Annotated in this window: 24 protein-coding genes and 1 tRNA gene; 19 read left to right on the top strand and 6 right to left on the bottom strand. The window is 69.6% G+C overall.

Going from position 1 to position 21,904, the window contains the following annotated elements:
• The first annotated feature begins 1 nt into the window (after nucleotide 1).
• Nucleotides 2-829, top strand: coding sequence for a sugar phosphate isomerase/epimerase family protein (locus ACQY4O_RS13080; RefSeq protein ID WP_428376797.1), 828 nt, complete (start codon nucleotides 2-4; stop codon nucleotides 827-829).
• A 330-nt stretch (nucleotides 830-1,159) separates the two neighbouring features.
• Here ACQY4O_RS13080 and ACQY4O_RS13075 read toward each other — a convergent pair.
• A tRNA-Gly gene (locus ACQY4O_RS13075) sits at nucleotides 1,160-1,234 on the bottom strand.
• A 160-nt stretch (nucleotides 1,235-1,394) separates the two neighbouring features.
• Between ACQY4O_RS13075 and ACQY4O_RS13070 the strand changes: the two genes are divergently transcribed.
• From ACQY4O_RS13070 to ACQY4O_RS13060, 3 genes are all read left to right on the top strand, one after another.
• Nucleotides 1,395-2,444, top strand: coding sequence for a tetratricopeptide repeat protein (locus tag ACQY4O_RS13070; protein WP_428376796.1), 1,050 nt, complete (start codon nucleotides 1,395-1,397; stop codon nucleotides 2,442-2,444).
• Between the two features lie 5 nt (nucleotides 2,445-2,449).
• Nucleotides 2,450-3,202: an LON peptidase substrate-binding domain-containing protein gene (locus ACQY4O_RS13065; RefSeq protein WP_428376795.1), complete on the top strand. Its 753-nt coding sequence runs from the start codon at nucleotides 2,450-2,452 to the stop codon at nucleotides 3,200-3,202.
• Between the two features lie 86 nt (nucleotides 3,203-3,288).
• Nucleotides 3,289-3,504, top strand: a complete 216-nt coding sequence (locus tag ACQY4O_RS13060) for a Trm112 family protein (protein WP_428376794.1) — start codon at nucleotides 3,289-3,291, stop codon at nucleotides 3,502-3,504.
• A gap of 202 nt (nucleotides 3,505-3,706) precedes the next feature.
• Here ACQY4O_RS13060 and ssuD read toward each other — a convergent pair whose 3' ends face one another.
• Nucleotides 3,707-4,879 carry an FMNH2-dependent alkanesulfonate monooxygenase gene (gene ssuD, locus ACQY4O_RS13055; protein WP_428376793.1) on the bottom strand — a complete coding sequence of 391 codons (1,173 nt, stop codon included), beginning with the start codon at nucleotides 4,877-4,879 and terminating at the stop codon, nucleotides 3,707-3,709.
• Between the two features lie 84 nt (nucleotides 4,880-4,963).
• Between ssuD and ACQY4O_RS13050 the strand changes: the two genes are divergently transcribed.
• From ACQY4O_RS13050 to ACQY4O_RS13040, 3 genes are all read left to right on the top strand, one after another.
• Nucleotides 4,964-5,953, top strand: coding sequence for a sulfonate ABC transporter substrate-binding protein (locus ACQY4O_RS13050; protein WP_428376792.1), 990 nt, complete (start codon nucleotides 4,964-4,966; stop codon nucleotides 5,951-5,953).
• A 17-nt stretch (nucleotides 5,954-5,970) separates the two neighbouring features.
• A complete protein-coding gene (locus ACQY4O_RS13045) occupies nucleotides 5,971-6,498 on the top strand; it encodes a thioredoxin family protein (RefSeq protein ID WP_428376791.1) in 528 nt (175 codons plus the stop codon).
• A gap of 65 nt (nucleotides 6,499-6,563) precedes the next feature.
• Nucleotides 6,564-7,748 (top strand): ATP-grasp domain-containing protein, encoded by a 1,185-nt coding sequence (locus tag ACQY4O_RS13040; RefSeq protein WP_428376790.1) that lies wholly within the window; start codon nucleotides 6,564-6,566, stop codon nucleotides 7,746-7,748.
• On the opposite strand, the gene ACQY4O_RS13035 is transcribed toward ACQY4O_RS13040, so the two are convergent.
• Entirely contained in the window at nucleotides 7,714-8,646 is a 933-nt protein-coding gene (locus ACQY4O_RS13035; RefSeq protein WP_428376789.1) for an SAM-dependent methyltransferase, read from the bottom strand. The genes ACQY4O_RS13040 and ACQY4O_RS13035 overlap by 35 nt on opposite strands.
• Entirely contained in the window at nucleotides 8,646-9,050 is a 405-nt protein-coding gene (locus ACQY4O_RS13030; protein WP_428376788.1) for a DUF423 domain-containing protein, read from the bottom strand. Before ACQY4O_RS13030 ends, ACQY4O_RS13035 begins: the two co-directional genes overlap by 1 nt.
• 45 nt (nucleotides 9,051-9,095) lie before the next feature.
• Between ACQY4O_RS13030 and pip the strand changes: the two genes are divergently transcribed.
• The 4 genes from pip to ACQY4O_RS13010 all read left to right on the top strand — a co-directional run bounded on the left by pip (nucleotide 9,096) and on the right by ACQY4O_RS13010 (nucleotide 11,769).
• Complete coding sequence (gene pip, locus ACQY4O_RS13025; RefSeq protein WP_428376787.1) at nucleotides 9,096-10,046, top strand: prolyl aminopeptidase; 951 nt, start codon at nucleotides 9,096-9,098, stop codon at nucleotides 10,044-10,046.
• A 140-nt stretch (nucleotides 10,047-10,186) separates the two neighbouring features.
• Complete coding sequence (locus ACQY4O_RS13020) at nucleotides 10,187-10,774, top strand: DUF4142 domain-containing protein (protein ID WP_428376786.1); 588 nt, start codon at nucleotides 10,187-10,189, stop codon at nucleotides 10,772-10,774.
• Between the two features lie 84 nt (nucleotides 10,775-10,858).
• Entirely contained in the window at nucleotides 10,859-11,182 is a 324-nt protein-coding gene (locus tag ACQY4O_RS13015) for an antibiotic biosynthesis monooxygenase family protein (protein ID WP_428376785.1), read from the top strand.
• Complete coding sequence (locus tag ACQY4O_RS13010) at nucleotides 11,179-11,769, top strand: cob(I)yrinic acid a,c-diamide adenosyltransferase (protein WP_428376784.1); 591 nt, start codon at nucleotides 11,179-11,181, stop codon at nucleotides 11,767-11,769. Before ACQY4O_RS13015 ends, ACQY4O_RS13010 begins: the two co-directional genes overlap by 4 nt.
• On the opposite strand, the gene cobA is transcribed toward ACQY4O_RS13010, so the two are convergent.
• Nucleotides 11,766-12,590: a uroporphyrinogen-III C-methyltransferase gene (gene cobA, locus ACQY4O_RS13005; protein WP_428376783.1), complete on the bottom strand. Its 825-nt coding sequence runs from the start codon at nucleotides 12,588-12,590 to the stop codon at nucleotides 11,766-11,768. The genes ACQY4O_RS13010 and cobA overlap by 4 nt on opposite strands.
• Nucleotides 12,587-13,192: a histidine phosphatase family protein gene (locus ACQY4O_RS13000; protein ID WP_428376782.1), complete on the bottom strand. Its 606-nt coding sequence runs from the start codon at nucleotides 13,190-13,192 to the stop codon at nucleotides 12,587-12,589. The genes cobA and ACQY4O_RS13000 overlap by 4 nt, the downstream gene beginning before the upstream one ends.
• 294 nt (nucleotides 13,193-13,486) lie before the next feature.
• On the opposite strand from ACQY4O_RS13000, the gene ACQY4O_RS12995 reads away from it, so the two are divergent.
• From ACQY4O_RS12995 to eda, 8 genes are all read left to right on the top strand, one after another.
• On the top strand, nucleotides 13,487-14,299 hold the full coding sequence (locus tag ACQY4O_RS12995; protein WP_428378194.1) for a ferredoxin--NADP reductase: 813 nt from the start codon (nucleotides 13,487-13,489) through the stop codon (nucleotides 14,297-14,299).
• A 224-nt stretch (nucleotides 14,300-14,523) separates the two neighbouring features.
• Nucleotides 14,524-15,954, top strand: coding sequence for a glutathione-disulfide reductase (gene gorA, locus ACQY4O_RS12990; protein WP_428378193.1), 1,431 nt, complete (start codon nucleotides 14,524-14,526; stop codon nucleotides 15,952-15,954).
• Nucleotides 15,951-16,655, top strand: a complete 705-nt coding sequence (gene alkB, locus ACQY4O_RS12985) for a DNA oxidative demethylase AlkB (protein ID WP_428378192.1) — start codon at nucleotides 15,951-15,953, stop codon at nucleotides 16,653-16,655. The genes gorA and alkB overlap by 4 nt, the downstream gene beginning before the upstream one ends.
• A gap of 59 nt (nucleotides 16,656-16,714) precedes the next feature.
• The gene (locus ACQY4O_RS12980; RefSeq protein WP_428376781.1) at nucleotides 16,715-18,130 is read left to right on the top strand and encodes a class II 3-deoxy-7-phosphoheptulonate synthase; all 1,416 of its coding nucleotides are present in this window, start codon (nucleotides 16,715-16,717) and stop codon (nucleotides 18,128-18,130) included.
• 11 nt (nucleotides 18,131-18,141) lie between these two features.
• Nucleotides 18,142-19,296, top strand: a complete 1,155-nt coding sequence (locus tag ACQY4O_RS12975; protein ID WP_428376780.1) for a nicotinate phosphoribosyltransferase — start codon at nucleotides 18,142-18,144, stop codon at nucleotides 19,294-19,296.
• Nucleotides 19,293-19,748 (top strand): hypothetical protein, encoded by a 456-nt coding sequence (locus ACQY4O_RS12970; protein WP_428376779.1) that lies wholly within the window; start codon nucleotides 19,293-19,295, stop codon nucleotides 19,746-19,748. The genes ACQY4O_RS12975 and ACQY4O_RS12970 overlap by 4 nt, the downstream gene beginning before the upstream one ends.
• A complete protein-coding gene (gene gltX, locus ACQY4O_RS12965; RefSeq protein ID WP_428376778.1) occupies nucleotides 19,745-21,091 on the top strand; it encodes a glutamate--tRNA ligase in 1,347 nt (448 codons plus the stop codon). Before ACQY4O_RS12970 ends, gltX begins: the two co-directional genes overlap by 4 nt.
• A 120-nt stretch (nucleotides 21,092-21,211) precedes the next feature.
• On the top strand, nucleotides 21,212-21,892 hold the full coding sequence (eda, locus tag ACQY4O_RS12960) for a bifunctional 4-hydroxy-2-oxoglutarate aldolase/2-dehydro-3-deoxy-phosphogluconate aldolase (protein WP_428376777.1): 681 nt from the start codon (nucleotides 21,212-21,214) through the stop codon (nucleotides 21,890-21,892).
• Nucleotides 21,893-21,904: the final 12 nt, after the last annotated feature.

Below are 21,904 nucleotides of genomic sequence, written 5' to 3'. Positions count from 1 at the left end.
GATGGGGCGGATCGTCTCGGTGTCGGCGGCACCCTACGACGGCTGGGAGGCGGCCGTCGTGCTCGAGAGCCTGGCGCGCTGCGGTGCTGCGCATGTCGAGCCTGCTTTCATCGTCGGCTACACGGAACCGTTTGACGAGACGGCGTTCGGCGAGGCCGAAGCGACGCGCTGGTCGTCGCTGCTGCGCGCATCGGGTCTCGGCTGCCACGCGCTCTCGTCGCATATCGACCTCGGGCGTGAGGACGCGGTGGCCGTTTTCCTCAGGCGGATGGATTTTGCCCGACGTCTCGGTGCGCGTGTCATCAATACCAATGCAGCGGTCCGCGAGAACAAGGCCGCGTTCTTGCGCAATATCGGGCCGCTCGTGCGACACGCGGAGGCGATCGGCCTGGTCATCGGGCTTGAAAATCCTGGAGATGCGCGGCCGAACCTCATCGACGTCGCAGCCGACGGGATCGCGCTCGTGCGGCAAATCGACGTGCCCGAGCTCAGGCTGAACTACGACCCGGGCAATACGGGAAGCCACCGCCCGGAGATCGACCCCGTCGCCGATGCGATCTCGGCGCTCGATGTGTGCGTACACCTGCATCTCAAGGCGGTGCGCCGCGTCGAGGACGGCTGGACCAACGTGGCCTTGGGAGAGGGCGACCGGGATCTCGGGCCGCTGCGTGCTGCGCTGGACGCGAGGCCCGCGCTGCCGGTCGGAATAGAGGTGCCGCTTCGCATGCGGCGCGGTCAGGACGCGCAGCCGTGGCGCAGAGTAGCGAGGCTGCAGCTGCAGGTCATCGAGGCGGCGGTGCGTCGCTCGCTGGCGTGGGTCGGGACGTGAACGGAAGCGGCGAGGCCGTCTGCGACCTGCCGTGTTTGTTCCGATATCGAGGTGGCGGGAACCACCGCGGATTGCCGTCCAGAATGACGCGCACGACCGCAACGGCTTCACGTGCGGGGTCGAGAGCCGCGATCGCTATCTCAGGACCCAGGCCGGGCAGGATCGTATCCTCGACTAGGATACGTTCTGCGCGATGCCGGTCTAGGAAGGCGAGGTGCCGGAGGCGGCCCGGAAGCCCATCCCCCGCTATCCGCTCGCCAGTTGCACTCTGATCGGCCGGCCGGCGGTCGCCAAGGAGCATCCTAAGCGCCTGATTCCCTTGAGAAAATCTGGAGCGGGCGAAGGGATTCGAACCCTCGACCCCAACCTTGGCAAGGTTGTGCTCTACCCCTGAGCTACGCCCGCGCTCCGCACGGTGCGGGCTTTTATGCCGTCCGGGGGGCAGGCGCAAGAGGCAGCCTTGCGGAAAATCGGGCGGCAAAGACGCTTGCGGGACGGCCAGCGTACGCCAATCTTAAGGCGCGTTCTCGACGCAACGGCTGCCAGACCAGGATCGGTTGTGCCCATGGATTACATCATCGGCCAGAACAAGGCTGCTCCGGGCGGAACCGCACCGGCGCGTCGGCCCACGCCCGGTCAAGGCCAGGCGGCCGGAACCCGGGGGGCGCCCGTCACGCCGCATCCCGCGTCGGACCCCGACATCATCGGCCAGGGCACCGTCGCCGAGGACATGATCGTCGATGGCGACCAGAACAGCTTCATGGCCGAGGTCATCGAGGCCTCGCGCACCGTGCCGGTCCTCGTCGATTTCTGGGCGACCTGGTGCGGGCCCTGCAAGCAGCTCACCCCGGCGCTGGAAAAGGTGACCCGCGCCGCCGGCGGCCGCATCAAGCTGGTCAAGATCGACATCGACCAGAACCGGGCGCTGGTGCAGCAGCTGACCCAGGTGGGCCTGCCGCTGCAATCGGTCCCGACGGTCGCCGCCTTCTGGCAGGGCCAGATCCTGGACCTGTTCCAGGGCGCGTTGCCGGAGAGCGAGATCAAGCGTTTCGTCGAGGCGCTGCTCAAGGCCGCCGGCGGCAGCATGCCGTCCGCCGATACGCTGGGCGAAGCGCGCGCGGCGATGGAGGCCGGCGAGGCCGAGGCGGCGGCGTCGCTGTTCAGCGCCACCCTGGAGCAGGAGCCGGAAAGCCCCGAGGCGTGGGGTGGCCTGGCCCGCGCGTTGCTCGCGATGGGCGACGAGGAGCAGGCGCTGGCGGCGCTCGAGCAGGTGCCGGCCAAGCTCGCCGGCCATGCCGAGATCGCGGGCGCGCGCAGCGCCATCGCCCTGGCCGCCGAAGGTCGCCGGGCGGCGGACGGCCTCGATGGTGTCCGCCGGCGTGTCGCCGCCGATCCGGACGATCATGCCGCGCGCTACGAACTCGCGACCGGCCTGAACGGCGCCGGACAACGCCAGGAGGCCGCGGACGCCCTGCTCGAGATCATGCGCCGCGACCGGAGCTGGAACGAGGGGGCGGCGCGCCTGCAGCTGATCCGGTTCTTCGAGGCCTGGGGCTTCGACGATCCCGTCACCTTGACCGCGCGGCGCCGCATGTCTGCCCTGCTGTTCAGCTAGCCCGGATGGCGCAAGCATCCGGCCGACGCAGGCTGCCGCGCCTGAACGAGATCGGCCTGGCGGACCTCGATGGCGAGCTCGCGGTCTTCCCGCTTGCCGGCGCGCTGCTCCTGCCACGTGGGCGGCTGCCGCTGAACATCTTCGAGCCGCGCTATGTCGCGATGGTCGATGACGCGCTCCGCGAGCGCCGTCTGATCGGCATGATCCAGCCGCAGGGGGTGAAGTACGACACCGACGATGACGACGACGACGATCCGGCGACGGCATCCGACGCCGGCGCCGGCGGGGGATTGGAGCGGCCAGCGGCCTTGTATCGTGTCGGCTGCGTCGGACGCCTGACCTCGTTCGCCGAGCGCGAGGATGGCACCTTCTCGATCAGCCTGCTCGGCATCGCGCGCTTCCGGGTCTGGCAGGAGGTCGATGTCCGCAACGGCTACAGGCAGGTGCGGCCGGATTTCCGGCTCTTCGCGGCGGATCTGGTCGAGCCCGGCGCGTTCGAATTCGATCGCACCCAGCTCCTGCAATCGCTCCGGCAGTATTTCACGCTGCGAGGCTTCGAGGCCCGCTGGGAGGCGATCGAGCAGATGGACGACGAGACGCTGATCACCACCCTGAGCATGATCTGCCCGTTCCCCCCGCCGGAAAAGCAGGCTCTGCTCGAAGCCGTCACCTTGGCGGAGCGCGCCGGGACGCTGCAGGCGCTGTTGCAGATGGCGGGGCATGAGACGGATCGTGGGCACAAGCCGCACGCGGTGTGAGGCGGTCGGATTGCCGGCTATAGACCATGCAAGCGACCACAGGCCACGCGAGCGACCAGAGCTCAGCCCCGGGGAACCCCAAGACAATGTCGGACACTGTAACCGATCCTGACCAGCCCGCAGGCCCAGTGCCGGTCGACCCGCGTTTGCTGGAAATCCTGGTCTGCCCGGTGACCAAGACCGAACTGATCTACGACCGCGAGGCCGGCGAACTGATCAGCCGCAAGGCCGGGCTGGCCTATCCGATCCGCGACGGCATCCCGATCATGCTGCCCGACGAGGCGCGCAATCTCGAGGACTGAGCGCCATCGGCCCCGCCAGATCAACTAGAGCAGCATCCGATCACTTGGAATCGCTTCGCGATGCCAAGTGTCGGATAAAGCTGCTCTATCAAACGACAAGCTGAGCCTGATCGTCTCAGGCTGAACCAGCCTGAGACGTGAATCAGTCTCTAGATCAATCTGGTAGAGCAAGTTTACCGGCTCAACTTGAGCCGGTCTTGCTCTAGCTCGCGGCGACCCGGTGCGACGGTGCGCCGACATTGGCGATCACTTCGCCGAACGGGCCGGCATTGCGCGCAACCCCGCGATCGATGCCGGTGGTCGCCCTGAGGGGCAGCAGCGGGAACACCAGTTCGGCAAAGCGGTAGCACTCCTCCAGGTGCGGGTAGCCCGAGAGGATGAAGCGATCGATGCCGAGGGCCATATATTCCTGCATGCGGTCCGCGACCTGCTGGGCTGACCCGACCAGGGCGGTGCCGGCGCCGCCGCGCACCAAACCGACGCCGGCCCAGAGGTTGGGACCGACCACGAGCTTGTCGCGCGAGCCGCCATGCAGCTTGGCCATGCGCGTCTGGCCGACGCTGTCGAACCCGCTGAACGCCGCCTGCGCGCGGGCGATATCGGCATCGCTGACATGGCCGATCAGCCGGGAGGCTTCGTCCCACGCCTCCTGCTCGGTCTCCCGCACGATCACATGCAGACGGATGCCGAACGACAGGGTGCGGCCCCGCTCGGCGGCGAGGCGCCGGACCTGATCGATCTTCTCTGCAACGGCTGCCGGTGGCTCGCCCCAGGTCAGATAGACATCGACATGCTCGGCCGCGACACGCTGGCCGATCTCGGAGGAGCCGCCGAAATACAGCGGCGGATAGGGGGCCTGGACAGGCGGATACAGCAGCTTGCCGCCCTTGCTGCTGAGATGCTTGCCGTCGAACTGCACCGTCTCGCCGGCCAGCATGCGGCGCCAGACGGTCAAATACTCGTCGGTCGCTTCGTAGCGCGCGGTATGGTCGAGGAACACACCATCGCCTGCCAGCTCCGACGGGTCGCCGCCGGTGACCACGTTGACCAGCAGCCGGCCACCCGACAGCCGGTCGAACGTCGCCGCCATCCGGGCGGTCATCGACGGCTCCGACAGCCCCGGCCGGACCGCAACCAGGAAGCGCACCCGCTTGGTCAGCGGGATCATCGCGGACGCGACCACCCAGCTATCCTCGCAGGACTTCCCGGTCGGCAGCAGCATGCCGAAATAGCCGAGATCGTCGGCCGCCTGGGCGATCTGGCTCAGGTAGCTGAGGGTGACGTGGCGGGCGCCGGTCTGCGAGCCCAGATAGCGGCCATCGCCGTGGGTCGGCAGGAACCACAGGACATCGGCGGCTTCGGCTGCGTGAGACAAGACGGAGTTCCCTTGCGTCGGTGGAGTTTTCGAGCCAATCACGACCCGGACACGTGTATCTCGCGCCTGAAGGTGTAGCGACCAGTGGATCAATACAATGCCCCGCCGCGCCGGTCGATCCTGACTTCGACCAGGCGCACAGTCATAACCGCATCCATCGGGGCCGCCCTCGCCGCACCCTTTGCGCGCTGCGCCCGGGCCGCCGGCGGACGCACCATACGCATCGGCTACCAGCGCTACGGCACGCTGATCATCCTCAAGCATACCGGCTACCTGGAGCAGGCGCTGGCCGGGGCCGGTGACCGGGTGGAGTGGAGCGAGCACCCGGCCGGGCCGCAGATGCTGCAGGCGATGGGATCCGGCGCGCTGGATTTCGGGATCACCGGCGACACCCCGCCGATCTTCGCGCAGGCTGCCAGCAGCCGCATCGTGTACGTGGCGCACGAGCCGCCGGCGCCGCAGGGCGAGGCGATCATCGTGCCCAAGGGCAGCCCGATCACCAGCCTGGCCGGCCTCAAGGGCAAGTCGGTGGCGCTGAACCGCGGCTCGAACGTGCACTGGCTGCTGCTGCGCGCGCTGCAGCATGCGGGGCTGACCTCGGCCGACATCAATCCGGTCTATCTGCCGCCGGCCGCCGGACGTCCCGCCTTCGATACCGGCCGCGTCGATGCCTGGGCGATCTGGGATCCCTATCTGTCCTCGGTCGAGGTCGGCTCGAGCCCGCGCATCCTGGCGACCGCGCAGGGGCTGGTGCAGAACCGGCAGTTCCTGCTGGCGGACCGTGCCTTCACCACGGCGCATCCGGACCTGGTGCAGGAGACGCTGCGGCAGCTGAACCGGTCGGATGTCTGGGCCGGCGGTCACAAGGAGAACGTGGCAGGGTATCTCGCCGCCGATACGGGGCTGCCGCTCGATGTGGTGGCTCGTGCGATCGACCGGCTCAGCTTCGGCGTCTCGCCGATGACGCCGGATGTTGTCGCCGAGCAGCAGCAGATCGCCGATATTTTCGCCGCCCAGCATCTCATCCCGGCGCCGCTCGATGTCAGCAAGGCGGTCTGGCACGCGGCCGCCTGATCAGTGGAGATAATGCCGTGAAGCCTGCCTCCCGCTTCGCCGCCGCAATCGTGGCGCTGTCCTTGATCGGGCCGTCCCTGGCGTGGACAAGCGGCCCCGTCTTGGCGCTGACGCCGCCGCCGCAGGTGCCCCCCGGGCAGCCGCAGCCGGTGGCGCATCCGTACGATACGCCGGCCGCGGCGCACGACGCGGTGGCTGCCGCGGTACGCCAGGCGCGGCAGAGCGGCCGCCGCCTGCTGATCGATTTCGGCGCGAACTGGTGCCCGGACTGCCGCATGCTCGCAGGCGTGATGCGGCTCGCGCCGGTGCAGCCGTGGGTCGCGCAGAACTTCGTGCCGGTCTCGGTGAATGTCGACCATTTCAACGTCAACATGGACATCGCCCGGCGCTACGGCGTCGTGGTCAAGGCGATCCCGACCGTGCTGATCGTGACCCCGGACGGCAAGCTGCTGAACGCCGACGGCACGCTAACTCTCGGCAACGCGCGCACGATGTCGTCGCAGGCGGTGGTCGACCAGCTCGCGAAATGGAACGCCCGCTCCTGAGGGTGGCGTTCATGCTCGCTTAACCACCAGGGCGCTAGCCTGGCCTGCTGGTTGGAGGGCAAAGCATGCTGGTGCCGACGGATCTCGCCCGCGAGCGCGCCTGCTGGCAGCGGTCACGGCTCCTGCTGGAAGCGGCGACGCGCGAACCCTCGTTGCGTCGCGAGGCGCACCGCATGCTCTGGGAAACCTGCCAGGCGCTCGGCGACCGCGCCGCGGCGCTGACGCATCTCGGCGCCGCCCTGGCCGACGGCGCGTTCTTCACCCGGCATCGCGCCTCCGCGCAGCGTCCCGTCCGGACGGTGCTGATGCTCTGCGTGCCCGGCGATTTCCAGGCCAACCTGCCGCTCGACCGGCTGTTCGACGACAACACGCTGCTGCACACGCTGTGGATCACCGATCCGGCCGCGGCGCTGCCATCGGACCTGCTGCAGGCGATGCCGTTCGACTGCGTGTTCATCGCCATCGCCCAGGACGAGCATCACGCTGCTGCTTTGCGCGCCGCTGATACACTCGCTCGGGTCATCGATGCCCCGGTCATCAACCATGGCGCGCGCATTGCGGAGCTCAGCCGGGTGCGGGTCGCGGAACTGCTGCATGACCTGCCCGATGCGATCGTGCCGGAGCATGTCGCGCGCCTGCGCCTGCATCCCGCGCCGGTCGAGTATCCGCTGATCATCCGGCCGGCCGGCTCGCATGCGGGACACGGCTTGGAGTGGATCGCGGATCCGGATGCGCTGGCCGATTACGACCGGCGGCATCGGGACCCGCGAGGCTTCACGGTGTCGCCGTTCATCGACTACCGCAGCGCGGATGGGCAGTGGCGTAAGTATCGCATCGTGTTCGTGGACGGCGTGCCCTACCCGTTGCATCTCGGCATCCATCACGACTGGGCGGTCTGGTACTACAATGCCGGCATGGAGCTCGACCCGCTCAAGTGCGAGGAAGAGAATCGTTTCCTGCACTCGCTCGATGCGGTGTTCCCGGCGCCGGCGCGCAGCGCCTTGCGCGCACTCGCAGACCGGGTGGGACTGGACTATTTCGGCCTGGATTGCGGGCTGATGCCGGATGGCAGGCTGCTGGTCTTCGAGGTCGAGACCGGCATGATCGTGCATGACCGCAGAAGCGGCGCGGGCCGGGGCGCGCCCGATGCCGCCGGCCGCATCCGGCGCGCCGTCGAGGCCATGATCGATCGTCGCGCGCGCTGCGCGTCGCCGGTCAGGGAGGTGCCGGCGGCGGTCGTCTCCACATGAAGGTCAGCTCGTGCTTGTTGTGTGCGAGATGGATCAGCATCGCACCCGCAATCGCCGCGAAGCGGTCTGCGAGCGCATGGTCGGTGGCACCCTGGAACTTGATGCTGCAGACGATCCGTCGGGTGCGGCCGGCCGCGATCCAGCGCGACACCAGGCCGAGCAGGCGCTCAGGATAGGCGATCACGTCGCTGAACAGCCAGTCGGTCTCGGGTTCCTGTTCCGGCTGCAGGCCGAAGGCGCTCTCGCGCCTGAGCGTCACGTTCGGCAGTGCCGCGACCTCGGGCGCGAGATCCGCCTTGTCGACCGCGATCACCTCGGCGCCAAGCTGCGCCAGCGCCCAGCTCCAGCCCCCCGGTGCTGCGCCAAGATCGATGCAGCGATCGCCCGGACCGGGATGCGCACCGAGGCGGGTGCAGGCCTCCCACAGCTTGAGGTAGGCGCGCGATGGCGGCCCGGTGCGATCCTCGACAAAGCGACAGGCGCCGTTCACGAACGGGCTGGTCTTGCGCCGGCTCAGCAGCATCCGGTCGAGGGCGAGCAGGGTCCAGGCGCCGAGCGGGGCGGTCGGCATCGGCGCCGGGAAGCGCAGCGGTGCCGCCTTGACCGTCGGCAGGCGGGCGGCGATCAGCGCGCAGCGGCGATGCTGGGCGGCGGGATACAGGCTCCAGTTGCGCTGCCGATCCCGCAGCGCCGTCGCGGCGAGACCGATCGAGTGGCACGCGACCAGCTCCGGCTCGGTCCAGACATCGAGCGCCCAGGCCGAGGCGCGCGGCGGATCGGGCGACAGGGCAAGCAGCCCGTGCCAGTCCAGGACGCCGACCCCGAGGCGGCGCAACTCCTCCGCCAGAACCGGCTGCGTCAGCGCGTCGGCGAGATAGGCCGCGCGCACCGGCTGCATCAGCCGTCCCGGCGTCGCGGCCGCCCAAGGGTCGAGATCGCCAGCAGCAGCCAGCCGGCCATCTGCAGGATGCCGCCGGTGGGCGCCAGCCGCCCGAGATGCCGCCCGCCCAGGGCCGGCACGCAGACGCCGATGCTAAAGCAGGCGGTGCCGGTCAGCAGGCAGAGGCAGGCGACGTGGACCAGCCGGCGCCAGGCGGCGTCGCGCATCCAGAGTGCTGCCGCCAGCAGTGCGGCGGCGTGCCAGCCGATGACTTGCACCGCCGCGCGCAGGCTGTCCCGCCCGCCGGGTGCCAGCAGCCGGTCGGGCAGATGCGCAGACAGGGCGGCGCCAGCCACCGTGAGCAGTCCGAGCAGCGCACCCGCGGCAAGCCAGGCTCTGGACGGTGCGTGGGAGGAGCGCATCGCAGCGCTTCTAGCTGCACCGGCGGGGATGCGTATAGTTGCGGCATGCCGCGTGCCGAGCTGTTCCCGGAAATCGACCCGTACGAGACCGGCTACCTCGCGGTGGAGGGAGGACACTCGATCTATTGGGAGCAGGTCGGCAATCCGCACGGCCGTCCCGCCTTGTTCCTGCATGGCGGCCCGGGTGCCGGCGCGGGCGCGGTGCATCGCCGGTTCTTCGACCCGTCGCACTGGCGCGTGGTGCTGTTCGACCAGCGCGGTGCCGGCCGTTCGCGCCCGCAAGGCAGCATCACCGCGAACACCACTCCGGCCCTGCTGCGCGACATCGAGCAGCTGCGCGACCTGCTCGGCATCGAGCGGTGGCTGCTGTTCGGTGGCTCCTGGGGGTCCACCCTCGGCCTGTCCTATGCGCAGGCGCATCCCGACCGGGTGAGCGGGCTGGTGCTGCGCGGCATCTTCCTCGGGCGATCGGAGGAGCTCGCCTGGTTCCTGTACGGCCTGGAGCAGATCTTCCCGGATGCGCATGCCGCGTTCGCCGGCCACCTGCCGCTTGAGGAGCGCGGCGACCTGCTCGGCGGCTATCTCTCGCGCCTGACCGATCCCGACCCGGCGGTGCATCTGCCGGCCTCGCGCGCCTGGTCGATGTACGAGGGCACCTGCTCGACGCTGCTGCCGACGCCTGCCACCGTGCTCGGCTTCGCCCGCGACCGCGCGGCGCTGGGCCTGGCCCGGATCGAGGCGCACTACTTCGCCAACCGGCTGTTCCTGCCGCCGGTGGGGCTGCTCGAAGGCATCGACCGGATCGCGCACGTGCCGGCCGAGATCGTTCAGGGTCGCTACGACATGATCTGCCCCGCGCGCAGCGCCTTCCATCTCGCGGAGCGCTGGCGCGCGGCGAAGCTGAACTTGGTGGCGGATGCCGGGCACTCCGCCCTGGAGCCCGGCATCCGCCGCGCCCTGGTGCAGGCGGTGGAGCGCTTGCGCGAAACAGACTGACCGTGCGCTTGCGCGAAAACGGTTGATTTCGGTTCGATAACGCGACAAAGCGGGTTTTGTCAGCGGCGCAGAGAACGCCTTGCACGCTATGGCGTTGCAACGCAGCCACGGACACGTCTCTTCCAAAGGAATGCTGCTTCATGAACCGCACCGTACGCTGGGGCCTCGCTCTCGCGCTCCTGCCACTCGCCGCCTGTGCCGACACCAAGCCGCCGGCCCCTCCCGCCCCGCCACCGGCGCCGCCGCCGATCGCCGCCAACGATGCGAGCTTCATCCAGACGGCGGCGCAGGGCGGCATGGCCGAGGTGCAGATGGGCCAGCTGGCCGACAGCACCTCGCACAGCAAGGCGATCAAGGCCTTCGCCGAGAAGATGGTCTCCGACCACACCGCCAACGACGACCAGCTCAAGCAGCTCGTCACCGCCAAGGGCGGCACCGTTCCCACCACCCTCGGCGACGATCAGCAGGCGATGCTGACCAAGCTGCAGGGCGAGCATGGCCACAAGTTCGACCATGACTATCTGCAGGGCCAGATCCAGGGCCACCAGGCGATGCTGAGCGCGTTCCAGACCGAGGCGTCCTCCGGGACCGATCCGGACGTGAAGAACTTCGCGACGCAGACCATCCCGACCATCCAGATGCATCTGGACCGCGCCAAGGCGCTCGCCGGAATGGGCGGGATGCACCATCACCACATGATGCACCACCCTAAGGCCGACGCGTCCTAAGCAGGACATGCGTCGCGGTTGCCGGCCGCGGTCCCTCCCCGGGGCAGCGGCCGCAGCCGTTTCGACAGCAGGAGATCTGACGCCATGTATATCGCGATGAACCGGTTCCGCGTGGCCCTTGGCTCGGAGACCGAGTTCGAGCAGATGTGGCTGACGCGAGAGTCCCGGCTGCGCGAGGTGCCCGGCTTCGAGGTCTTCCACCTGCTGCGTGGCCCCGCCGGCGACGACCACGTGCTCTATGCCTCGCACACGGTTTGGTCCTCCAAGCCGCATTTCGAGGAATGGACCCGGTCGGACGCCTTCCGCCAGGCGCACCGCGAGGCCGGCCAGGGCACCCACCGCCCTTCCTATCTGGGGCCGCCGCAGTTCGAGGGTTTCGAGGTGCTGCAGACGGTCGACCGCGGATGACCAGGACGCTGCGCATCGACAGCGTCGTCACCCGCGGCGGCGATGCCGGCCAGACCTCGCTCGGTGATGGCACCCGGCAGCCCAAGGACAGCCTGCGCGTCGAGGCCTACGGCACGGTGGACGAGGCCAATGCCTGTCTCGGCGTGCTGCGCGCCTCGCTCGGCACCTCGTCTGGACAGCATGGGCATCCGCAGGATGCGGTGCTGGCGCGCATCCAGAGCCTGCTGTTCGATGTCGGCGCCGACCTGTGCGTCCCCGGCCCGATGGGTGCCACGCTGCGTCTCGACGACCGTCCGGTGGCGCTGATCGAGGCGCAGATCACCGCGCTGCTGGAACACCAGTCGCCGCTCGACAGCTTCGTGCTGCCGGCCGGCAGCCTGGCGGCAGCGCAGGCGCATGTGGCGCGTACGGTGATGCGCCGGGCCGAGCGCCGGGTGGTGTCGCTGGCCGCCGCCGAGGATGTCAACGGCGCCGTCATCCGGCTGCTCAACCGGCTGTCCGATTACCTGTTCGTACTGGCCCGGCACCTGAACGACAACGGCCGCGCCGACGTGCTGTGGCAGCGCGGCGCGGCGTCGGACGCCTAATCCAGGCTGCCTACCAGTTGGGCGAGCACGTCGCGCATCGTCACGATCCGGCCGATCACGATCAGCGCCGGCGTCGGGATCGGTGTCGCCCTGAGCGACGCGGCGAGGGTCGCCAGCGTCGCCACCCGGAGCTGCTGATGCCGGCTGGCGGCCTGAGCAATCGCCGCCGCCGGCATGTCCGCCGGCATCCCGGCCTCGATCAACCGACGCGCGATCTCGTCCAGCGTGCGGGTGGCCATGTACAGCACGATCGGCTGGTCGAGCCGGGCGAGGGCCGCCCAGTCGAGCGAGGCGATCGCGTCGGCCTCGCCCTCGGCGCTGTGGCCGGTCGCCAGCACGATCGCCTGGTTGATGCCGCGCACGGTCGCCGGAATGCCCGCGGCAGCGAGGCCGGCGAGACCTGATGTGAGGCCCGGCACCACCCGGTACGGGATGCCGGCATCCGCCAGCGCCACCGCCTCCTCGGCGCCACGGCCGAACACGTACGGGTCGCCGCCTTTCAGCCGCAGCACCCGCTGGCCCCGCAAGGCCAGCGCGATCAGCCGGCCGGTGATGTCCTGCTGGTGGATCGAGGGCCGGCCGCCGCGCTTGCCGGCAAACTCGCGCACCGCATGCGCGGGGGCGAGGTCCAGCACGCCGGGATCGACCAGGGCGTCATAGACGATGACATCGGCCTGGATCAGCCCGCACAGCGCATGCAGGGTCAGGTGCCCACGGTCGCCGGGGCCGGCCCCGGCCAGCCAGACATGGCCCGGCTGCAGCACAGGACAATCGGACCCGAGCAGCAGCCGCACCGCATCCGCGTGCGCCGCACTGCTCATCCGGTCCGGATTGCTTGTCCCCAGTCTTTCGGCTCTGGGTCCAGGTCCAGCCGCGCGACGCCGCAATTCTCCAGCAGCTCGCCGGTCAGGTGCCAGAAGAAGGTGGCATGGCCGACCACTGCGATGGTGCGCTCGGTGCGCGCCGCGAGCAGCGCCCGGAACAGCGCCAGCCGGTCCTGCAGCACGTCGGGCGGCTCGACATGGATGCCGCGATGATCGGGCTCGCCCGCGGCGTGCCACCAGACTTCGGGCAGATGCGACAGCGACAGATGCGGGAACTCCTCGGCCAGCAGCGAGGCCGCGCGCCCGACATCGCCGCTGTTCTCCTGGTACTCGCGGTGCAGCGGCTCGACCAGGATCGCGGGCCGCCTCGGGTGGTCGGCAAAGATGCCGGTGCTGGTCTGCAGCGCGCGGGTCAGCGGCGAGGTGATCACCAGGTCGACCGGCTCCGCGCGCAGACGCGCGCGCGCCGCCCGGACCTGCGCCTCGCCCTTGGCGGTCAGTCGTGCATCGATCTGCAGAGGGTCCTCGCCGCCCGCCTCCCAGGCCACGTTGGCGGTCGACTGGCCGTGCCGGATGCACAGGATTGTTCTGGATGTCATGGTGCGGGACCATATGGCGCGCGACGGCGCCGCGGCAATGCGCGCACCGGTCCGGCGAGTTGCCGATATGCTGCAGCGCAACCCATCCGCCGGTTCCCCCGTCTTGAGCACTGGGTCTGCCATGAGCACTTGGCTATGGAATGACGGCAGGCCTGCGCATAGATCAGCGCCACCACCCCGAAGCGTCCAGGAGCGAGCCCGTTCATGTCCAGCCTGATGTTGCCTGCCCATCACCTGCATGCGCGTGTGGTCCTCGCGCCGGATGGCATGGCGGCCGGCCATCAGGACGCGGCCATGGAGAGCGGGCACGTGATCACGCCGCCGACCAGGACCTACGGCCATCTGAGCCCCGAGCGGGTGCTGTCGGTGCATCACTGGACCGACCGGCTGTTCTCCTTCACCTGCACGCGCGATGCCGGCCTGCGCTTCGAGAACGGCCAGTTCGCGATGATCGGCCTGGAGGTCGACGACAAGCCGTTGCTGCGGGCCTACAGCGTGGCCAGCGCCAACTACGAGGACCATCTCGAGTTCCTGAGCATCAAGGTCCCGAACGGCCCGCTGACCTCGCGGCTGGCCTATCTGCGGCAGGGCGATACCATCCTGGTCGGCCGCAAGCCGACCGGCACGCTGCTGGTCGACAATCTGCGTCCGGGCCGCAACCTGTACCTGCTCGCGACCGGCACCGGGCTGGCGCCGTTCATGGCGCTGATCAAGGACCCTGCCGTGTACGACCGTTTCGAGCGGGTGATCCTGACCCACACCGTCCGGCATTCCGGCGAACTCGCCTACGCCAACCATATCCGCCACGAACTGCCGCAGCACGAGTTCCTCGGCGAGGAGGTGGCGGCCAAGCTGACCTACTATCCGACGGTGACGCGCGAGGAGTTCCAGACCACCGGGCGCATCACCAGCCTGATCGAGAGCGGCAGGATCTTCACCGACCTCGACCTGCAGCCGCTCGATCCGGCGCATGACCGGGTGATGATCTGCGGCAGCACCGAGATGCTGGCCGACACCGAGCGCCTGCTGGTCGCGCGCGGCTTCGACGAGGGCAACAACGCCGCCCCGGGCGCCTACGTGGTGGAAAAAGCCTTCGCCGAGCGCTGAGAGACCGTTTGATAATGCTACTATGCCGGCAATCCGACGCGCCTTTCTGCGCTTCCGGTGCTCATGGCCCCACTGTCAAGAACGGGGCGGCCACTCCGCTCCGGTTCTCGAAAGCCACGCCGGCCGGCGCCGTTGGCGCCTCTCACTCGGCATAGCGCATTCTCAAACGGTCTCTGAGGCTGCAAAGCGGGCGCATGGCCAGGAACACGCATGACCGAACACGCATGACCTATGATTTCGACCTGTTGGTGATCGGCGCCGGTTCGGGCGGCGTGCGCTGCGCGCGGATCGCCGCCGGCCATGGCGCGCGCGTGGCGGTGGTGGAAGCCCGGCACTGGGGGGGCACCTGCGTCAATCTCGGCTGCGTGCCCAAGAAGCTCATGGTGCAGGCCACCGAATACGGCGAGTGGGCCGAGGACAGCCGCGGCTTCGGCTGGGATATGGCGCGCGGCACGCATGACTGGGAGCGCTTCATCGGCCGCAAGGACCATGAGATCGAGCGCCTGAACGCGATCTATGTGCGCCTGCTGGAGGATGCCGGCGTCAGGCTTTTCACCGGCCATGCCCGCTTCGAGGATGCGCACACGCTGCTCATCGGGCCAGGGCCGCTCGCCCCGCATGCCGAGCCGAGGCGGGTGACCGCGGCACGGATCGTGATCGCGACCGGCGGCAAGCCGGTGGTGCAGCCGCATATCGAGGGCCAGGAACTGGGCATCGTCTCGGACGACGCGTTCCATTTGAAGGCGCGTCCGGACCGGATCACCATCGTCGGCAGCGGCTATATCGGCGTCGAGTTCGCCGGCATCTTCGCAGGCCTGGGGGCGCAGGCCACCATGCTCTACCGCCAGAAGCTGCCGTTGCGCGGATTCGACATGGACATGCGCCAGGCGCTCGACGAGGCGATGGGCGAGCGCGGCATCGTCCGCCATGCCGGCGCCCTGCTGCACCGGATCGAGCGCGATCGCTCCGCCCTGAAGCTGACGCTGACCGACGGCCGCGAACTGGCCAGCGACATGGTGTTCTTCGCGGTCGGGCGGCAGCCCAATGCCGCGGGGCTGGGCTTGGACAACACCCGCGTGCGCGTGACCGACAGCGGCCGGGTCATCACGCATGCGGGCGCGGTGACGGACGAGCCAAACATCTTCGCGATCGGCGATGTGACCAACCACCAGAACCTCACCCCGGTGGCGATCGCCGAGGGCCACATCCTGGCCGACCGGCTGTTCTCGGGCAGCGTGCGGGAGTGGTGCTTCGATACCGTGCCCAAGGCGGTGTTCTTCAGCCCGCCGCTGGCGAGTGTCGGCCTGACCGAGGACGAGGCGGCAGCGAAGGGTCCGGCCGACATCTACTGCGCGCGCTTCCGCTCCATGCGGCATGTGCTGAGCGGCCGCAACCGCCACACCACCCTCAAGCTCGTGGTGGATGGGACGAGCCAGGTCGTGCTCGGCGCGCACATGCTCGGCGAGGAGGCTCCGGAGATCATGCAGGGGCTGGCGATCGCTGTGACGGCGGGGCTGAGGAAGTCCGATTTCGACCGCACCGTCGGCATCCATCCGAGTTCCGCCGAGGAGTTCGTGACCCTGCGCACGCGCACCCGCGTCGCCGGCGCGACCGGTGCCTCCAGCCACTCCGGCGTCCAGGAAGTGCCGGCCTGAGCGCGCCTCCGGGCGACCTGCTGGCCGGGCTGACATCGTCCCTGCCGGCGCGCGAGCGGCTCGGTGAGGGGGCGTGGCTGCTGCGCGGCTTCGTCTCTTCGTCCGAGGCGGCGCTGCTGGAGGCTGCGCGAGCGGTTGCGGCGCAGTCCGCGTTCCGCCGCACGTCGACCCGCAGCGGCGGGACGCTGTCGGTGGCGATGACCAATTGCGGTATTCTGGGCTGGGTGTCGGACGCACGCGGCTACCGCTACGACCGCCTCGATCCGTTGAGCGGGCAGCCATGGCCTGCGATGCCGGCGCTGTTCGGGAGCGTGGCCGGGCGGGCGGCGTCTGCGGCCGGATATGCCGGCTTCGCACCGGCTGCCTGCCTGGTCAACCGCTACGAGGCACGAACAAAACTCTCGCTGCACCAGGATCGCGACGAGCTCGACCTCGCGGCGCCGATCGTCTCGGTCTCGCTCGGGCTGCCCGCGACGTTCCTGTTCGGCGGCCAGGAGCGGCGCGATCCGACCGTCCGCGTGCGTGTGGAAAGCGGCGACGTGGTGGTCTGGGGCGGCGCCTCGCGGCTGGCCTATCACGGCGTCGCGCCCCTCGCGGCCGGAGAGCACAGGCTGGCGGGAGCCTGCCGGATCAACCTGACGTTCCGCAAAGTGGCGCTTTGCCCTGGGGCGCTTTGCTCTGGCGGCCGAATGGATGGATAAAGGCGCCCCCGTGCGGCCGGACGCCGCACGGGTTGTCATCTGAAGCCGGAAACCGACCGATGAGCGCGTCGCCCGCCACCATCAACTCCGCGCCGTCTGCACCGGCAGCCTGGACGCCCGGCAGCTGGCGCGGCGCCCCGATCCGGCAGGCGCCGATCTATCCGGACGCGGCGGCGCTCGAGGCGGTCGAGGCCCGGCTGCGTCGCTATCCGCCGCTGGTGTTCGCCGGCGAGGCTAGGCGCCTCAAGCAGCAGCTCGCCCTGGCATCCGAAGGCCGCGCCTTCGTGCTGCAGGGCGGCGCATGTGCCGAGAGCTTCGGCGAGTTCACCGCCGACATCATCCGCGACACCTTCCGCGTGCTGCTGCAGATGGCGGTGGTGCTGACCTTCGGCGCCAAGGTGCCGGTGGTGAAGCTTGGTCGGATGGCGGGGCAGTTCGCCAAGCCGCGCTCGGCCGAGACCGAGAGCGCGGACGGCGTCAGCCTGCCGTCCTATCGCGGCGACATCATCAACGGCCCGGACTTCACCGCCGAGGCGCGGGTGCCCGATCCGCGTCGGATGGAGACCGGCTACTTCCAGTCCGCCGGCACGCTGAACCTGCTGCGCGCGTTCGCCTCCGGCGGCTATGCCAACCTGCACCAGGTGCATCGCTGGAATCTCGGCTTCGTCGCACGCTCCCCGCTGGCCGCCCGCTACCAGGATCTGGCACAACGGATCGACGAGACGCTGGGCTTCATGGGCGCCTGCGGCCTCGCCACCGCGCCGCAGATCAACGAGACCGAGTTCTATACCAGCCACGAGGCGCTGCTGCTGCCGTACGAGCAGGCCCTGACCCGCGTCGATTCCACCACCGGCGAGTGGTACGGCTGCTCGGCGCACTTCCTGTGGGTCGGCGACCGCACCCGGCAGGTCGACGGCGCGCATGTCGAGTTCCTGCGCGGCGTGCGCAACCCGATCGGCATCAAGGTCGGGCGGTCCAGCGAAGCCTCCGACCTGCTGCGGCTGCTCGACATCCTCAACCCCTTGGACGAGCCGGGCCGCATCACCCTGATCAGCCGCATGGGCGCCGACGGCGTGCGCCGCCACCTGCCGCCGCTGCTGCGCGCGGTGACAAGGGCCGGCCGGCGCGTCACCTGGCTGTCCGACCCGATGCACGGCAACACCATCTCGACCGCCTCGAAAGTCAAGACGCGCTCGTTCGACGCGATCCTGTCGGAGGTGCGCGGCTTCTTCGACGTGTTCGCGGCCGAAGCCGTCATTCCAGGCGGCGTGCATGTCGAGATGACCGGTCAGGATGTGACCGAGTGCGTCGGCGGCGCGTTCCAGTTGACCGAGGCGGACCTCGCCAACCGCTACGAGACCTTCTGCGACCCGCGGCTGAATGCCGAGCAGTCGCTGGAGCTGGCCTTCCTGATCGCGAACGAACTCACCTCGCGGCGTCGCGCCGGGGCCCCGCCCGGAGACAACGGCATTTGAACAGGCCTGAGATGGGACCAGTCGACGACGCGACCATCACGGCGCGCACCGATGCCTACTTCAATCGCACCCGTGCCATCCTTGCCCGTTTCGGCGACGTCCCGGTCACCTACGCGCTGTTCCTGCGACGCCCGGTGCTGTCAGCGCCGCGCCTGCTGACCGACTGGCTGGCGCGGGTCGCGGCGGCGCGCGGCATCGAGGTTGCCTGCGAGACGATGTTCGAGGAGGGCGCGTGGGTCGGCGCCGGCGAGCCGCTGCTCACCATCACCGGCAGCTTCCTGCATCTGGTCGACCTGGAGACGCTGCTGCTGCAGAAGCTCGGGCCGGCCTGCGTCGCCGCCCACAACGCCTACCGGATGTGCCTCGGCCTGCCGAAGGCCCGCTTCCTCGCCATGCAGGCGCGGCACTGCGCCGGCTTCGAGATGCAGGACATGATGGACTATGCCGCGTCCGTCGGCAGCGTTGCTGCACAGAAGGAAGGTGCCCTCGGCTTCATCGGCAACGCGACCGACGCCACCGCCGGCTATTACGGCGCCCCAGCCGGCTACGGCACCATGCCGCACGCCCTGATCGGCTATGCCGGCAGCACGCTGCGTGCGTGCGAGATGTTCCACGAGACCTTTCCGGACGCCGACCTCACCGTGCTGTCGGATTATTTCGGCCGCGAGGTCACCGACACGCTCGAGGTCTGCCGGCATTTTCCCCAAATGGCCGCGGCCGGCCGCATCGCGGTGCGGCTCGACACGCATGGCGGCCGGTTTCTCGAAGGGCTCGATCCGCAGGAAAGCTACGCGGTGCTGGAGCGGCACACGCCGGGCACCATCCGGCGCTACCGATCGGAGACCGAGCTGCGCTACCTGGTCGGCACCGGCGTGTCGGCGGCGGCGATCTGGCGCATGCGCGAGACGCTGGATGCGGCCGGGTTCGACCGGGTGCGCATCGTCGCGTCGTCCGGCTTCGGGGTGGACAAGTGCCAGGTGATGTCGGATGCGGCGGCACCCATCGACGTGGTCGGCACCGGTTCGTTCATTCCGGACAGCTGGTCGGAAACCTACGCCACCGCCGACATCGTTTCGTATGGTGACGTCCAGAGCGTCAAGGTCGGCCGCGAATTCCTGCTGCGCCGCGCCGAACGCAGCGGGCACGGGGGAAAGGCCGGAGCATGAGCGACCTGTTCGCCCCAGAGGGCGGTTTCGTCGTGCGCATCCTCGATCTTTCGGGAGCATCGGAAGACAACATCGTCGAGGAGATCAAGGGCTTTCCCACGATGATGCATGCAAACGCGTTCGCGCGCGCCTATGTGCGCGACAGTGTCGAGCGGTGCCGGGTGCCGGGCACCGCGAGCCGCGAGGTCCTGGCCGCATGGTTCGCCTTCGGCGAGGATGCGGAAGTGGCCCTTGCTCCTGAGATAGGGGCCGGCGACCAGGGCTGGCGTTCGGCCAACGAGCTCGATGATTTCGCAGCGCATCCTGCCAGCGAGATCGAGCGCGACTGGCGCGCGCTGGATCCGCGTCTCGAGGAGGTCGAGGGTCCCGACGAGCTCGAGGACGACGAGCCTGCTGGCGACGAGCCCGGGGGCGACGGGCCTGGGGGCGACGGGCCTGGGGGCCGCGCGTGAAGCTTCGCTTCGCGCCGAGCCCGACCGGCCTGCTGCATGTCGGCAACGCCCGGCAGGCGGTCGCCAACGCGTTGTTCGCGCGCCGGCATGGCGGCATCTTCCAGCTTCGCATCGATGACACCGACAGCACGCGCTCGAAGGAGGAGCATGTCGAGGCGATCCGGCACGACCTGAACTGGCTCGGGCTTGCGTGGCAGGAGAGCTTCCGCCAGTCCGAGCGGCTCGACGCCTACGCGGCGGCAGCCGACCGGCTGCGTGCGTCCGGCCGGCTGTATCCGTGCTTCGAAAGCGAGGAGGAGCTGCGTGCCAAGCGCGAGCAGCGCATCCGCCAGCACCGGCCGCCGGTCTATGACCGCGCCATGCTCCGGCTGACCGCGGAGCAGCGCGCCGCGGCGGAGGCCAACGGCAAGCGGCCGTACTGGCGCTTCCGCCTCACCGACGGCACCGTGCTGTGGGACGACCTCGTGCTCGGTCGCACCCAGGTCAAGCTGCCGGCGATCTCCGATCCGGTGCTGATCCGCGCCGATGGTACCATCCTGTACAGCTTCGCCTCGGTGGTGGACGATCTCGAGACCGGCATCACCCATATCGTGCGCGGCGAGGACCACATCACCAATACCGGCGTGCAGATCGATATTGCCCAGGCGCTTCAAGGGGGGGCGCTCGGCGCGTCGCCGCACCGGTTCCGGTTCGGGCACCTGCCGCTGCTGCTCGACGAGGCGGGCGGCAAGCTGTCCAAGCGCTTCGACGGCCTGTCGCTGCGGGCGCTGCGCCAGGACGGCATCGAAGCGGCGGCACTCGTCGCCTATCTCGCGCGCCTCGGCAGTTCCGAGGACCCGCATCCGCTCGGCCTGGACGAGCTCGCCGCGAGCTACGATCTCGGGCACATCTCGCACTCGGCGGCGCGCTTCGACACGCGCCAGTTGCTGGCGCTGAACCGCCGGACCATGCACGGACTGCCGTTCGAGGCGGTCTCGGCGCGGCTGCCACCCGGCGCCACGCCGGAGTTCTGGTCGGTGGTGCGCGGCAATGTCGACATGCTGAACGAGGCGCGGCACTGGTGGGAGGTGGTGGCCGGCAGCATCGTGCCGCCGCCGCTGGAGGGCGACGGCGCCTACCTCACCCAGGCGCTCGACCTGCTGCCCGAGGCGCCGTGGGACCAGGACACTTGGCACGCCTGGACCAGCGCCCTGCGCGCGCAATCCGGGCGCCGCGGCAAGCCGCTGTTCCTGCCGCTGCGGCTGGCCCTGACCGGCGAGGAGCAGGGACCCGAACTGCGCGACCTGCTGCCGCTGATGGGCCGCGAGCGCGTCGCCGGCCGGCTCAGGATGGCGGCAAGCTGAGCGGCCCGGACCGATCACTCCTGCGCCGGGCGGGTGACCCCATATCGGGCAATCTGATACGCTTCCCCTAGGTCTGCGTCGCAAAGGCGGCATGACGGCAACATCACCCGGAGCACTGGCATGCAGAACTCGCGAGCTGGCGGCGGCACAATCACCCCGGGTGCCGTGTCCGAGATCGACCGCATCTTGGCGTTGTCGCCGGTCATTCCGGTGCTGGTGGTGCATGATGCCGCACATGCGCGGTCGATCGCCGAGGCCCTGGTGGCAGGCGGCCTGCGCGTGCTCGAGGTCACGCTGCGCACCGAGGCCGCCCTCGAGATCATCCGTGAGATGTCCAGGGTGGAGGGCGCTGTGGTCGGCGCCGGCACCGTGCTGAACCAGGGCGACCTCGAAGCCAGCCTCGCGGCGGGCGCGCGCTTCATCGTCAGTCCCGGCCTGACCGAAGGGCTCGGACGGGCGGCGATCGCGAGCGGCGTGCCGTTCTTGCCCGGGATCGCCAATAGCGGCGACATCATGCGCGGGCTGGATCTCGGCCTCGACCGGTTCAAGTTCTTCCCGGCGGTGGCGTCCGGCGGCATCAAGGCGCTCCGCGCGCTGGCAGCACCCTTCGGCCGCGTGCGCTTCTGCCCGACCGGCGGCGTGGACGTGGCGTCGGCGCCGGAATGGCTGGCGCTGCCGTTCGTGGCCTGCGTCGGCGGCTCCTGGCTGGTGCCCTCGCCGGCCGCGGATGCGCATGGACCCGATGTCGCGGAAATCCGGCGCCGGGCGACGCAGGCGGCAAAGCTCACCCGCAACTCCTGAAGCCCGGCGATG

The organism is Lichenicoccus sp., assembly GCF_965277665.1.
In the GTDB taxonomy this organism is placed as follows: Bacteria; Pseudomonadota; Alphaproteobacteria; order Acetobacterales; family Acetobacteraceae; genus Lichenicoccus.
This window is presented reverse-complemented; position numbering and strand designations above follow the sequence as displayed.